Genomic DNA, 13543 nt, shown 5'->3' on the forward strand with positions numbered 1-13543 from the left:
CGGGATGCACCGCAGACGCACGACAGGACACAGGAGTCATGGCAGCACAGAAGCACACTCAGACCCGAGTGGCGTTCGCGACGATCGTGGGCACGAGCATCGAGTGGTACGACTACTTCCTCTACGCCGCGGCCTCGGGGCTGATCTTCAACGAGCTCTTCTTCGGCCCGCTCGGGTCGACCCTGTCGACCATGGTCGCCTTCGCGACGGTCGGCATCAGCTTCCTCTTCCGCCCCCTGGGCGCCTTCCTCGCCGGACACTTCGGCGACAAGCTCGGCCGTCGCGCCGTCCTCATCATCACACTCATCGCCATGGGCGCGGCCACGGCTCTCATCGGCGCCCTGCCGACCTATGACTCCGTCGGCGTCATCGCCCCGGCCATGCTCATCGTCCTGCGTATCATCCAGGGCATCTCGGCCGGCGGCGAATGGGGCGGAGCCGTCCTCCTCGCCGTCGAGCACGCGGACGAGGAGTCCCGCGGACTGCGCGGTTCCTTCCCGCAGATCGGCGTGTCCATCGGCCTGCTCCTGTCCTCGGGTGTGCTCGCGCTGATGACCTCGATCGCTCCGGGCGACGCCTTCCTCGAGTGGGGGTGGCGAGTGCCGTTCTTCCTGTCCATCGCGCTCGTCCTCATCGGCTACTGGATCCGCCGCGGAGTCGAGGAGTCCCCCGTCTTCCATGAGATCGCCGCACGCAAGGAACAGGTGTCGAACCCGCTGGGCAAGCTCTTCAGGGGCCACTGGCTGCTCGTCATCCTCGCCTCGCTCGTGTTCATGGGCAACAACGCCGCCGGGTACATGACCACCGGCGGATACATCCAGAACTACGCCACGGATCCGGCCGGACCCATCGGCCTCGAGCGCGGTCCCGTGCTGTGGGCGGTGGCCGCCTCGGCGGTGTCCTGGCTGATCTTCACGATCCTCGCCGGCGCGGTGTCGGACAAGATCGGGCGGCGGAACTCCTACCTGCTCGGCTGGGCCTTCCTGCTCGTGGGCATCTTCTCGCTGTTCCCGCTGGTCAACACCGGATCACTGGGCATGCTCCTGCTCGGCCTCGTCATCCTCACCGTCGGCCTCGGCTTCACCTACGGTCAGCAGCCAGCGATGTACGCCGAGCTCTTTCCCTCCAGCGTCCGCTTCTCCGGGGTGTCGGTGTCCTATGCGATCGGGTCGATCCTCGGCGGCGCCTTCGCCCCGACGATCGCGAAAGCTCTCGTGTCCGAGACGGGCACGACCACCTCGGTGGCGGTGTATCTGGGTGTCGTGGCCGCGCTCGCACTGGTCGCGACTCTGCTGCTGCGCGATCGCACCGGCATCCCGCTGGGCCCCGACCACGAGGAGGAGCAGGCCGTGAGTCCGATCATCGGGATCGGCTCGCGGAGGCAGGCGACTTCCGCCACCGAAGCGGCTCTTCGCCAGTGACCTGCGACGACGGTGACGAGTGCCACCCTGAAAACGCTCGATCGTATATGAACTGATAGCATTCGAGTATCACGACGACGTGTCAAGAACCGGAGGTTGACATGCATTTCCATCAGAACGGCTATGTGTCCGCTGACCCGCGGATCGAGGAAGCCGCGGGCTGCGGAATCGATCGCAGCGAGGACCTGCCCGATGAGGTCGACGTCCTCATCGTCGGCAGCGGCCCCGCGGGAATGATCGCGGCCGCTCAGCTCTCGCAGTATCCCGAGGTCAACGCCCGGATGATCGAGAAGCGCGATTCCCGTCTGGTCATCGGTCAGGCCGATGGCATCCAGGCTCGATCGGTCGAGACCTTCCAGGCCTTCGGTTTCGCCGAGGAGATCATGCGCGAGGGTTATCACATCACGGAGATGTCGTTCTGGAATCCGGATCCGGACAACCCCGAGCACATCATCCGCACCGGACGGCCCAAGGATGACGAACACGGGATCAGCGAGTTCCCGCACCTCATCGTCAACCAGGCCCGCGTGCTCGACTACTTCGCCCAGTTCGCCGTCCAGTCCCCCGGTCGGATCACTCCTGACTACGGCATCGAGTTCGTCGACCTCTCCGTCGATTCCGCCGGTGAGGATGCGCCCGTCAACGACCATCCGGTGTCCGTCACCGTCCGCTACACCGCCGGTGACCGTGCCGGTGAGGAACGGACCATCCGTGCCGGTTACGTCGTCGGCTGCGATGGGGCCCGGTCGAAGGTGCGCTCGTCGATCGGGCGGACCATGTCCGGTGACCAGGCCAATCATGCCTGGGGTGTCATGGATGTCCTCGCGAACTCCGACTTCCCCGACATCCGCACCAAGTGCGCGATCTCGTCGAAGCACGGCAACATCCTCCACATCCCCCGCGAGGGCGGTCACCTCTTCCGGATGTACGTCGACCTCGGCGAGGTGCCCGAAGACGATGCTCGCAAGGTCCGGCAGACGAGCATCGACGAGATCATCCGGCGCGCGAATGCGATCATCGCGCCCTACAGCCTCGATGTGAAGAATGTCGCCTGGCATTCGGTCTACGAAGTCGGCCACCGACTCACCGATGCCTTCGACGATACCGATGAGACCGACCCGGGTTCGCCCTGCCCGCGCGTGTTCATCACCGGCGATGCCTGCCACACGCACTCGGCGAAGGCCGGTCAGGGCATGAACGTGTCGATGCAGGACGGCTTCAACATCGCCTGGAAGCTCGGCCAGGTCATCACGGGCCGGTCGTCGACGGAGCTGCTGCGCACCTATTCGGCCGAGCGTCAGGTGACGGCGAAGAACCTCATCGATTTCGACAAGGAGTGGTCGACGCTCATGGCGACTCCGCAGGAGGAACTCCCGGACAAGGCCTACCTCGAGGAGTTCTACGTCAAGACTGCGGAGTTCCCCGCCGGGTTCATGACCGAGTACACGGAGTCGATGATCACGACGTCGACGAAGCATCAGGAGCTGGCCGCCGGGTTCCCGATCGGCAAACGCTTCAAATCCGCTCGTGTCCAGCGCAGCTGCGATGCGAACTTCATCCACCTCGGCCATGAGGCGAAGGCCGATGGCCGTTGGCGCGTGTACGTCTTCGCTGATGCCGCGGCTCCGACCGCAGCGGTCGATGGCACCGCAGCGGTCGATGGCACCGCAGAGTCCAAGGTGGCAGGACTGGCGCAGTGGCTCGAATCCGATCCGACCTCTCCCCTGGTCGCCTACCGCCGCGCCGACGAAGACCTCGACGCCCTCATCGAGCTCAGCGTCATCTACCAGCAGGAGCATGCCGAGTTCGCGTTCCCCGATGTGCCGCGGGTCTTCCGCCCGCATGTCGGTGCCTTCGATCTCGAATACGTAGAGAAGATCTACGCTGCCCTGTCCGACGACGACATCTTCGACGTGCGTGAGATCAGCCGTGACGGTGCCGTCGTCGTGGTCCGGCCCGATCAGTACGTGTCGGGTGTCTTCCCGCTCGAGGCGCACTCCGAGATCGGCGACTACTTCGCAGGAGTCTTCGAACCCGTGAAGTGACGCGAATGACTGCAGCGGCTGACTGAGGCAACAGCCCCTTTTCAGAATGCTGAGGCTCAAGTGCCCTCGACCTGTGGTCGGGGGCATTTCGCTTGTGCTGCCAACCCTCGACGCCGGCAGCGATGTGTCCGAAGACCCGGAACCAGCCTCACGCGGCGGGACCATGGCGTTTGGCCATGCAGCGTTTGATTCGTTCACGGCGGTGACGATTCTTTTGGGCCTCGGCGACCAGTCCACAAATTCCCGCGGCGACGAAGAGGATGCTTCCCAGGACCCACAAACCGAAGCCTGCCGCAGGATAGGCGACCTCCATGCCCCCGGTGAGCATCCCGTTCGCGGTCTGTCCGTCCCACATCAGGATCGGCGGATCGGCGACCATCTGCAGCAGGTGCAGCCCCAGGACCGTACCGAGAACGATCGCTGCGATCGACCACCATTTCGAGGCGGACAGCAGCCAGGCAGTGAACGCGCCGGTGAGGATGATGATCCAGAGCGCGAGGTACCCCGGATTGAGGTCATTCATGTCGATCGGGGAGAATCCGAGAGACGTCACACGGATCCGCATCGATCCGTTCCCGCCGCTGTCGAGGACAGGCACGAAGGCCGTGATCACCCAGCAGGCCACCGATCCCAACGGGAGCACACGCGCTGCGAGGTTGAGACTTCGCCCTCGCGCTGTCGTCCATCGTGAACTGCCGTTCCTACCCGCCGTGCCCATACCCACGATTATCTGCAGCATTCGTGTGACAGGTGTTCCCACGATGTTCCAGATCCGACACGCTGCCTCAGCCCAGGTACGCAGCCTCGGCTCAGGTATGCAGCTCCGACTCAGTCCGGTCCGAAGACTGCCTTTACCAGTTCCGTCTCGACCGGGCTGCCTTTGCAGTCCGTCGCTGTCAGCCGCCGGTGCGCATTGCGTCTGCGCCAGTCGGCGATCTTCTCGGCACGGGTGCAATACCGCTGTTGCAACTGCTCGGGCAGTACGAATCTCGGGACGATCGACTGGAACTCGATCGGAAAACCCTCAGCCCTGCGCGGCGACTCGCCCCGCTGTGGTTCGGGGAGGTCCCGCTGTGGTTCGAGGAGGTCCGGCTGTGGTTGGCGGAGGTCTCGCTGTGGCTCTTCTTCCCGCTGCGGTTCGAGGAATCGAGAGAGGGCTTGGCGCCAATCGACCCCTGGCGGCGAACCTCCGGGTTCGGACACCGCTTCGGGGCGCGGAAACCGCATGCGGCGGATCACCGCGGGCGTGGCCACATCGTAGGTGCGCCCGCTCGGTGTGGTGACCCGCAGGCCCTCCGCTGTGGCTTCGTGCTTCCATCCGGGGTGCTCTTTCGCGTAGTTGCAGGATGCGCACAGGCCTGAACCGTTCTCCCAGGTGGTCGCTCCACCCGATGCGACCGGCCGGGCGTGGTCGGCGTGCCGGATCGGGGCATCACACCACGGAGTTCGGCATACATCGTCGCGGAACGTGATCATCTGCCGCAATCGTCCGGTGAACTCCCGGCTCTTCGAGTCCATTCCCACCAGCTGTCCGTCGTCGGGGCGGGTGAAGATCCTGCTGATGAACATCTTCGCCTCGTTCGCGGCAACGAATTCCCTTGCCGTCTTCGCCGGCAACGGCCCGAACCCGGGCAGCCAGGCCGGTACGAGTCCGTCAGAAAGCAGAGATTCGGCCTCGACGAGCAGATGGATCTCCGAGGGCACCGCCGTTGCGCTCGATTGGCCGCTCAGTCGTTCGACAAAGGTGTCGGCGAGCACCTGCTGGCGGTTCCGCCCGCCTGCATCAGCGGCGACAGTGATCGACTCAGCACCGGCCCGGAGGCTCTCATAGGCGGCGACGGCCTGTGGAAGCGGCAGGATCGCGGAGATCCTGGCCATCCCGTCATCGATCACGGTCAGGTTCACACGACGATTGGTCGCTGCTTTCGCTGCCCGCTTCGCAGCCGCTTCGGCGTCCATCTCGGCGCTGAGCGCACGTACTTCGGCGCGCAGGCTGCGCAGCCCTGTCGGCTCCAGACTGCGCTTCATCCGCGTATCGACCTTGCGTCGATCGGCATCGGCGAGGACCGCGGTCTCGTCGACCATGATGCGCGCTTTGTCCTCGGAGATCTCCCCCTTGGCCAGGGCCTTGAAGGTGTTGGGCATCCCGATGACGATCGTGCGGGCAGTGCTGAGAAACTTCCTGCCCGATCCGGGAGAGACCTTCTTCGCCAGCCCGACCTCGTCGCCGGCGCGCTTTCCGCAGTCGATCGCCGGCACCCGGTTGAGTCGGTCCCGTCCGATACGCAGCGCTTCGAAGGCCACGGCCTCTTTGGACTGTGCGGCGACGACAGCGGATCTGAGTTCTTCGAGCGCAGTGATCCGCGCCAGCGTCTCCGCTTCGGTGTCGCCCTGGTCGAGACCGCGCAGGAACTCGCCGAACCGAGTGATCTCGGTCAGCGGATCCGGAGCCATCGCTGGTTCCCGTGCGGAGTCGACGTCCATATGAAGACGCTACCCGTCGGCACTGACACGACATCGGAGACAAACCCGGCAAACGCCGTTCGTCCAGGTCAGACATGTCAGGTCAGACACGTCCAGCTCAGAAACGTCCCAGTCAGGCACTATGCCGGCTCACACAGGATGTGGGGCCGCGACTCAGCCGGCTCCGCCGACACCCCTCTGGATCCGATTGAGGATCATGTCCATGGCCACGATGTTGTGGCCGCCCTCGGGGATGATGAGATCGGCGTTGCGTTTCGAGGGTTCGACATAGAGTTCGTGCATCGGTTTGACCGTGCCGAGGTACTGGTCTTCGACCGACTGCAGGGTCCTCCCCCGGTCGACGACATCGCGTTTGATCCGACGCAGCAGACGCACATCGGCGTCGGTGTCGACGAAGAGTTTGATGTCGAGCAGTCGGCAGATGCGCGGCTCCGCGAAGATGAGGATGCCTTCGACGATGATCACCGGCGACGGTTCGACAAGGGTCGTGGCATCGCTGCGATTGTGGATCGAAAAGTCGTAGACCGGACTCTGCACCGCCTGTGAGGCGCGCAGCGTGGTGAGATGTTCGACGAAGAGATCGTTGTCGAAGGCGTCGAGATCGTCGTAGTTGACCTTCTCACGTTCGGCATAGCTGAGCTCATCGCGTCGCTTGTAGTAGTTGTCGTGGAACAGCACCGAGGGCGGGCCCTCGCATCTGTCCAACAGCGCCTGTGTGAGTGTCGTCTTTCCGCTGCCGGTTCCGCCGGCCACACCCACAACCAAAGTCTCCACGGTTCGATTCTCCTCCTCGGCTTCGCTCCTCCCCAAATCTATACCAGCCGATTGGGAGCGCCCTGCCTCGGATTCTCGATGCCCCACCGGCGTCCGTTAGACTCGGACCGCGCGCCGATGATGCGCGCGCAGAAGTTTCTTCGAGCAGATTCCCGGGAGGTGGTTGTCAATGGATTCCGACAGTCGATTGTGCCCCCTCCCTCACTTCCGCTGACGCCTGCCCCACCGCGCACGCGTCGACCCGACTCTGCTTGGAGTACGTCATGACCTCTGTCCTCGACGCCGCCACTGTCCGGACGCTGACCGACGATCGTGATCTCGCGGCCCTCGGTTCCGCCATCCGCGATCTCGGTCCCAATGCGACCACTGAGCTCATCGCCGAGCTCTCGGCCACCGAAGCCGCGATCGTCTTCCGCCTCCTGCCCAAAGACGAATCCGTCGAGGTCTTCGACGGTCTCGACCGCGGCACGCGCTCGGATATCATCGATGCCCTCCACACGGAGGAGCTGAGCACGATCTTCAGCGACCTCGATCCCGAGGATCAGGGCCGACTCGTCGATGAGCTGCCCGCGAATGTCACGACGAAGCTGCTCAACGCCGTCCCCGCCTCCGACCTCGGCGCGGTGATGGCGATCGCCGGCTATGGCCGGAATTCGATCGCCCGCCGGATGTCGCCGACGGCCGTCATCGCGTGGACGAACGACACCGTCGCCGAGGTGACCGGTCGACTGCGCGACACCGAGGTCGACCTCGAGGACGTCCGCCTCATCCCCGTCCTCACCCCTGATCGTCGGATCGTCGGCACCCTCGACGCGCTCGAACTCCTCCGCTACGCACCCGGTACCGGAGTGGAGGGCCTGGCCGTGCCCGTCGAGGAGATCACGCACACCGATGACGATATGGAGACCGCCGCCAGAACTGCCTTGCGCGAGGACGTCACCGTCCTGCCCATCGGCGACCGTGAGGGTCGCCTCGTCGGAATCCTGCCGATCAAGGATGCCGCACGCATCATCGCCGAGGCCGACGAGGAGGACTACGCGCTGTCCGGCGGCACCCAGCCGCTCTATCGCCGGTACCTTCCCACATCGGTCCTCACCATCGCCCGCACCCGCATCGTGTGGCTGCTCGTTCTCGCGATCTCGGCGGTGCTCACCGTCCACGTGCTCGAGATCTTCGAATCGACGCTGGCCGAGGTGGTTGCGCTCGCGCTGTTCATCCCGCTGCTGACCGGCATCGGCGGCAATACGGGTTCGCAGGCCGCGACGACGGTGACCCGTGCACTGGCGATGGACGAGATCGGACTGCGCGACTTCATCCGAGTCGCCGGCAAGGAACTGACGACGGGTCTGCTGCTCGGTGTGCTCCTGGCCGTACCGGCGTTCGCGATCGCCTCCCCGCTCTACGGCCTCGAGATCGGTGCCGTCATCGCGCTGACGCTCACGGTCAACTGCCCGATCGCGGCCGTGGTCGGAGGCTCGATTCCGATTGCGGCGAAGGCGTGCAGGGTCGATCCCGCGGTCGTGTCGACACCGTTCATCTCGACCTTCTGCGATGCCAGCGGTCTGCTCGTGTACTTCACCATCGCGATCGCGCTGCTCGGCCTCTGAGCCGACCGTCTCCCAGCCCGGCCTCACCCGAGGCTGCGGGTGAGCTGAGTCCACAGCTGCTGGTCGAAGCGACGCCGACCGAGCAGACCGGCCATATGACGGACCGCATTGTCGACCTTGCCGCGCCAGACGTCGATCGCGGTCTTCGCATCCGCTCCGCTCAGCGCGCGGAACATCGCCCGATCGTCGCTGACGATGCGGTCGCTGGCCGGTGAGTAGTCGAGCTGGAGGACGGAGATGAACAGGCGCAGCCGCAGGGTCAGGGATTCGAAGGCCCGCGCCGATTCCCGCAGTCCCGAGGCTCGGGCAAGCTCCTGTTGGAAATGGAGGTCGGCGTCTTCGACGTCGATTCCGCTGCGAGTCGGTGCCGAGGCCTCGACCTGCCGCAGGGCCAACTGCACGGGCACGAGGTAACGCTGCGGGCGCAGGGACAGCGATCTCAGCACAACCTCGCCGATGGCCATGCGGGCGGCATAGAGGTCGAGCACGTCGACGGTGGTGATGAGCGGGATCCGCGCCCCGCCGCGAGAACCGTCGAGCAGCTTGTCATCGACCATCCGGCGCAGGGCGGCGTCAACGGAGGCCCTGGGCACACGCATCCGTCGAGAGAGCAGGCGCGGGTTGATTCGGTCCCCGGGTTCGTAACCGGAGTCGATGATCTCCTCGCGCAGGGCGATCGCCAGGTGTTCGGTGATCGACCGGGTCTCCTTCGGCAGCCATGAAGAGATCTCCATTGAGTCAGAACTCATGGAACTTCTCACGGGCTCGACGGGCACAGACTCCCGCCACAGCACCCCCTCGAGTCCGTGCCGGACCCGTGCGGAGAGCAGATCGAGCAGAGACCCGGGGATGTCCTGGCATCCGGCCAGCATGGCCTTGAGCGCGTCGAGGAATTCCTCGAAGTCAACGCATGCGCTCACCCGTGATTCCGGCCCCGCACCGAGGTCGTCGGGAACTTCTCGCAGCGGGTCGAAGACGAGGAAACGGCCCTCGCCTGACAACAGATCGAGCAGCTGACCGGTGGGCATCTGCCGGTGTTCGCTGTCGAAGCGCTGCCGCCACCGCCCCACGCCGGCCGAGCGCAGCGCCGCCGCGATTCCCGCGATCCGACGCTGGATCCGTCGTGGCGGCACCGACGGGCCTCCGCCCCCGTTCTCACCCTCGTCACCAGCATCGACGCGCCGGACACCGACGATGACGAGAGGGAACCCGCTGGCGGCGAGGATGATCTCGTGGCCGCCTGTCACCGTGGCCACGGGCACGGTGAGAGAGCGGACGGAGCGGGAGACGATGCTCTGACTCAGACCGGTCGCCTCCGCCAGCGCCCGAGTCGAATAGTCTCGTCCGGAGATCCGGGCCCCGGCCGTCGCGACAAGAGCCTCGACGACGCGGTCGGCGGTGTCTTGGATCGGCGGGCGCCCGCTGCGCGGGCGATCGCTCAGGTCGGATCTGCTCGCCCAGCGCCGCAGCGACGTCGGGGACGCGCCCGTGGCCAGCGCCACCTCGGCGAGGGTGGAGGTCTCCAGCGCTGCCACCGCCTGACGACGGAACTCCGGGGAATACATCCCGTCATTCTAATATTTCTGACTCAAAGATGTCAGTGATGGTCTCCGGTCTCTTCACCCCCGGATTCCCGCGGAGCATACTGAGATCGAAGCCACGCGGTCAGCGCCGATGCGCGAAGGCACCATCCACGACAAGCAAGGGAGCGCAGTTGCTGCACACCGATACCGATCTCGAACAGCTCACGGCCCGGTCGATCGACACCGTCCGCAGATGGCTGCGGGTGGCAACTTCGAAGACCGCTGCGAAGAACCCGGCGGCCGAACGCCTCTCCGCGGTCCTCTCCGATGAGAACGGTCTCGACTTCACGGTCGGATTCGTCGATCGTGTGGTCCGCACCGATGATGTGCATGCGGCTGCCGATGCCCTCGCCGAGGTCGGCAAGCTCGCCCCGGAGACGATGTCCGCCCTCGACCGCGCGCAGATCAAGGCCGGCGCCGCGCTGGCGAAGATCGCCCCGCAGGTCGTCGTCCCCGCCGCCCGCACCCGTTTGCGCCAGATGGTCGGGCACATGGTCGTCGACGCCCGCGACAAGCAGTTCGGCAAAACCGTCGCGAAACTCACCGCCGACGGCCACCGGCTCAACATCAACCTCCTCGGCGAGGCCGTGCTCGGCGACGGCGAAGCCGACCACCACCTCGAGGAGACCCACCGCCTCCTCGCCCGCGAGGATGTCGACTACGTCTCGGTCAAGGTCTCCTCGGTGGCTTCGCAGATCTCGATGTGGGCCTTCGACGAGACCGTCGACTATGTCGTCGAGCGTCTCCGCCCCCTCTACCAACAGGCTGCGAAGGCCCCGACGGGCGCGAAATTCGTCAACCTCGATATGGAGGAGTACCAGGATCTCGAACTGACGATCGCTGTGTTCACGCGCCTGCTCTCCGAACCGGAGTTCAAGGACCTCGAGGCCGGAATCGTCATTCAGGCCTACCAGCCCGATGCGCTCGGCGCGGTGCAGCGGCTGAGCGAATTCTCCGCCGAACGTGTGGACAACGGCGGCGTCGGGATCAAGGTCCGCCTCGTCAAGGGCGCGAATCTCGCGTTGGAGACCGTGCACGCCGAGATCGCCGGATGGCCGGTGACGACGTGCGACTCGAAGCAGTCCACCGATGCCAACTACAAGCGCGTCCTGCACTGGCTGTTCACTCCGGAGCGGATGAAGGGCCTGCGCATCGGCGTGGCCGGACACAACCTCTTCGACATCGCCTTCGCCCATCATCTCTCCGTCGACCGTTCGGTCACCGACCGGGTCGAGTTCGAGATGCTCCAGGGCATGGCCAGCGAGCAGGCCGCCGCCGTGACCGAGGACGTCGGCGACCTCCTCCTCTACGTCCCGGCCGTGCACCCGAAGGAGTTCGACGTCGCGATCTCCTACCTGGTGCGCCGCCTCGAGGAGAACTCGGCTTCCGAGAACTTCATGTCCGGCATCTTCGACCTCGCCAACGGCAACGACGTGTTCAAGCGCGAGGCCGATCGGTTCACCGCCGCTGTCGCCGACCTCGAGTCGATCCTCGACTCCGAAGGTGAAGCCGCGCCCCTTCCCAACCGCCACCAGGACCGTTCGGCCGAAGTCCTCGGCGAGACCGTCGTCCCGACCGAGTTCTTCAACGAACCCGACACCGATCCCTCGCTGCCGGCGAACCAGGCGTGGGTCCGGAAGATCATCGCCGAGGCGACCGCTCCCGGGTACCTCGACGATCGTCCGCACGCGCCGACGGTCGAATCGACCGAGCAGCTCGATGAGATGATCGCATCCGGGCGCGCCGCGGCCAAGGGCTGGCGTGAGCTCGGGGCTGCCGGACGAGCCGAGATCCTCCACCGGGCCGCGGACATCTTCGCCGCCCGTCGCGGTGAGTTCATCGCGGTCGAGGCCGCCGAGGTCGGCAAGATGCCCGCGCAGTCGGACCCCGAGGTCTCCGAAGCCATCGACTTCATCCGCTACTACGCCCTGAATTCCCTCGAACTCGACTCGCTCGACGGGGCGAAGTTCACCCCCGATGAGATGGTCGTCATCACCCCGCCGTGGAACTTCCCCGTCGCAATCCCGACCGGCGGCACCGTGGCGGCCCTGGCGGCCGGGTCGGCCGTGATCCACAAGCCTTCGAAGCCGACGCCGCACTGTTCGGCGCTCATCGTCGACTGCCTGTGGCAGGCCGGTGTCCCGAAGGACGTTCTGCAGCTGTGCGCCCCGATCGAACGGGACCTCGGTCAGCACCTCGTGTCCCATCCCGATGTCGACCGGGTCATCCTCACCGGGGCCTCGGAGACCGCGGCCCTGTTCAAGTCCTTCCGCCTCGAACTCCACGTCAACGCCGAGACCTCGGGCAAGAACGCTCTCATCGTCACGCCCGCAGCCGACCGTGATCTGGCCATGGCCGATCTCGTCCATTCGGCCTTCGGCCATGCCGGGCAGAAGTGTTCGGCCGCCTCGTTGGGCATCATGGTCGGGTCGACCTACGACTCCGAGCGCTACCGCAGCCAGCTCATCGATGCCGCGTCCTCGATGGTCGTCGATTGGCCGGCGAACCTCGCGGCCACCATGGGCCCGCTGACCGAGGATCCTTCGGACAAGCTCCGTCGCGCCCTGACCTCGCTCGAGCCCGGAGAGTCCTGGCTGCTCGAGCCCAAGCAGCTCGACGACACCGGACGCCTGTGGAGCCCGGGTATCAAGGACGGGGTCAAACCGGGGTCGTTCTTCCACCTCACCGAGGTCTTCGGTCCGGTCCTCGGGCTCATGCACGCGAAGGATCTCGACGAGGCGATCGAGTTCCAGAACGCCGTGGACTTCGGTCTCACCGGCGGCATCCACTCCCTCGACCCGGAGGAGGTGCGGACCTGGCTCGATCGTGTTCAGGTCGGCAACGCCTACGTCAACCGCGGCATCACCGGAGCGATCGTGCGCCGGCAGTCCTTCGGCGGCTGGAAGCAGTCCTCGGTGGGTCTGGGTTCGAAAGCCGGCGGGCCGAACTACCTCATGCTCTTCGGCCACTACGCCGACGATCCCGCGAGCTTGCCGGGCGCCGTCGGCCCCGAGCAGGACCTCGATCTGGCCAAGGCCGATGACGAACGCTGGCTGGCCCGCGAATTCGGGGCGGCCAAGGACCACACCGGGCTGGCCTCCGAGGCCAACATCTTCCGCTACCGCCCTCGTCCGGTCACTCTGCGAGTGACGTCGACGGCGACGCTGTTCGACCTCGAACGCTCGGTTCACGCGGCCAAGACCGTCGGGGCGACGGTTCAGCTCTCCGTCGCCGAGGATGTACCCGCCGCGGTGAAGATCGCCGTGACGAACGCCGGGGTCGCCGCACGCACCGAGTCCGCCGCGGACTTCGCCGAGATGGTCGCCGCGGGCAGGTACGACGACACGGTCGGGGCCCGCATCCGCGTGCTCGGCGCCCTTGAGGACGAACTGCTGGCCGCGGCCGCTCCTCGCCCCGAAGTTGCGATCATCGATGAGCCGGTGACGTCCTCTGCCCGGGTGGAGCTGCGCTACTACGTGCAGGAGCAGGCGGTGTCGATGACTCTGCACCGCTTCGGCAACCCCAGTCGCGACTTCCACGAACTTGCGGCCGAACTCAAGGGCTGAACGCGAACCTCTCACTGAAGGCGGCCCGCCTCCTCGCAAGGGGAGCCGGGCCGCCTTCGTCTG

At 65.9% G+C, this 13543-nt stretch carries 8 protein-coding genes; 4 read left to right on the forward strand and 4 right to left on the reverse strand.

Going from position 1 to position 13543, the window contains the following annotated elements:
* Window positions 1-38 precede the first annotated feature (38 nt).
* Window positions 39-1421 (forward strand): MFS transporter, encoded by a 1383-nt coding sequence (locus EB836_RS01725; RefSeq protein WP_135537374.1) that lies wholly within the window; start codon window positions 39-41, stop codon window positions 1419-1421.
* A 101-nt stretch (window positions 1422-1522) separates the two neighbouring features.
* On the forward strand, window positions 1523-3466 hold the full coding sequence (locus EB836_RS01730; RefSeq protein WP_135537375.1) for an FAD-binding monooxygenase: 1944 nt from the start codon (window positions 1523-1525) through the stop codon (window positions 3464-3466).
* A 148-nt stretch (window positions 3467-3614) separates the two neighbouring features.
* On the opposite strand, the gene EB836_RS01735 is transcribed toward EB836_RS01730, so the two are convergent.
* From EB836_RS01735 to udk, 3 genes are all read right to left on the reverse strand, one after another.
* Window positions 3615-4109, reverse strand: a complete 495-nt coding sequence (locus EB836_RS01735; protein ID WP_135537376.1) for a hypothetical protein — start codon at window positions 4107-4109, stop codon at window positions 3615-3617.
* A gap of 185 nt (window positions 4110-4294) precedes the next feature.
* On the reverse strand, window positions 4295-5950 hold the full coding sequence (locus tag EB836_RS01740) for an HNH endonuclease signature motif containing protein (RefSeq protein WP_135537377.1): 1656 nt from the start codon (window positions 5948-5950) through the stop codon (window positions 4295-4297).
* Between the two features lie 153 nt (window positions 5951-6103).
* Complete coding sequence (gene udk / locus EB836_RS01745) at window positions 6104-6724, reverse strand: uridine kinase (protein ID WP_135537378.1); 621 nt, start codon at window positions 6722-6724, stop codon at window positions 6104-6106.
* Between the two features lie 263 nt (window positions 6725-6987).
* On the opposite strand from udk, the gene mgtE reads away from it, so the two are divergent.
* Window positions 6988-8331, forward strand: coding sequence for a magnesium transporter (mgtE, locus tag EB836_RS01750; protein ID WP_135537379.1), 1344 nt, complete (start codon window positions 6988-6990; stop codon window positions 8329-8331).
* A 23-nt stretch (window positions 8332-8354) separates the two neighbouring features.
* Here mgtE and EB836_RS01755 read toward each other — a convergent pair whose 3' ends face one another.
* Complete coding sequence (locus EB836_RS01755; RefSeq protein WP_135537380.1) at window positions 8355-9896, reverse strand: FCD domain-containing protein; 1542 nt, start codon at window positions 9894-9896, stop codon at window positions 8355-8357.
* A 149-nt stretch (window positions 9897-10045) separates the two neighbouring features.
* On the opposite strand from EB836_RS01755, the gene EB836_RS01760 reads away from it, so the two are divergent.
* The gene (locus EB836_RS01760) at window positions 10046-13480 is read left to right on the forward strand and encodes a bifunctional proline dehydrogenase/L-glutamate gamma-semialdehyde dehydrogenase (RefSeq protein ID WP_240689539.1); all 3435 of its coding nucleotides are present in this window, start codon (window positions 10046-10048) and stop codon (window positions 13478-13480) included.
* Window positions 13481-13543: the final 63 nt, after the last annotated feature.

It is taken from the genome of Brevibacterium sp. S111 (assembly GCF_004745075.1).
Lineage (GTDB): Bacteria > Actinomycetota > Actinomycetes > Actinomycetales > Brevibacteriaceae > Brevibacterium.

Excerpts from the sequence above, each read along its gene's own strand:
- EB836_RS01725 (WP_135537374.1), top strand. The coding sequence starts at position 39 with ATGGCAGCACAGAAGCACACTCAGACCCGAGTGGCGTTCGCGACGATC.
- EB836_RS01730 (WP_135537375.1), top strand. The coding sequence starts at position 1,523 with ATGCATTTCCATCAGAACGGCTATGTGTCCGCTGACCCGCGGATCGAG.
- EB836_RS01740 (WP_135537377.1), bottom strand. The coding sequence starts at position 5,950 with ATGGACGTCGACTCCGCACGGGAACCAGCGATGGCTCCGGATCCGCTG.
- mgtE (WP_135537379.1), top strand. The coding sequence starts at position 6,988 with ATGACCTCTGTCCTCGACGCCGCCACTGTCCGGACGCTGACCGACGAT.
- EB836_RS01755 (WP_135537380.1), bottom strand. The coding sequence starts at position 9,896 with ATGTATTCCCCGGAGTTCCGTCGTCAGGCGGTGGCAGCGCTGGAGACC.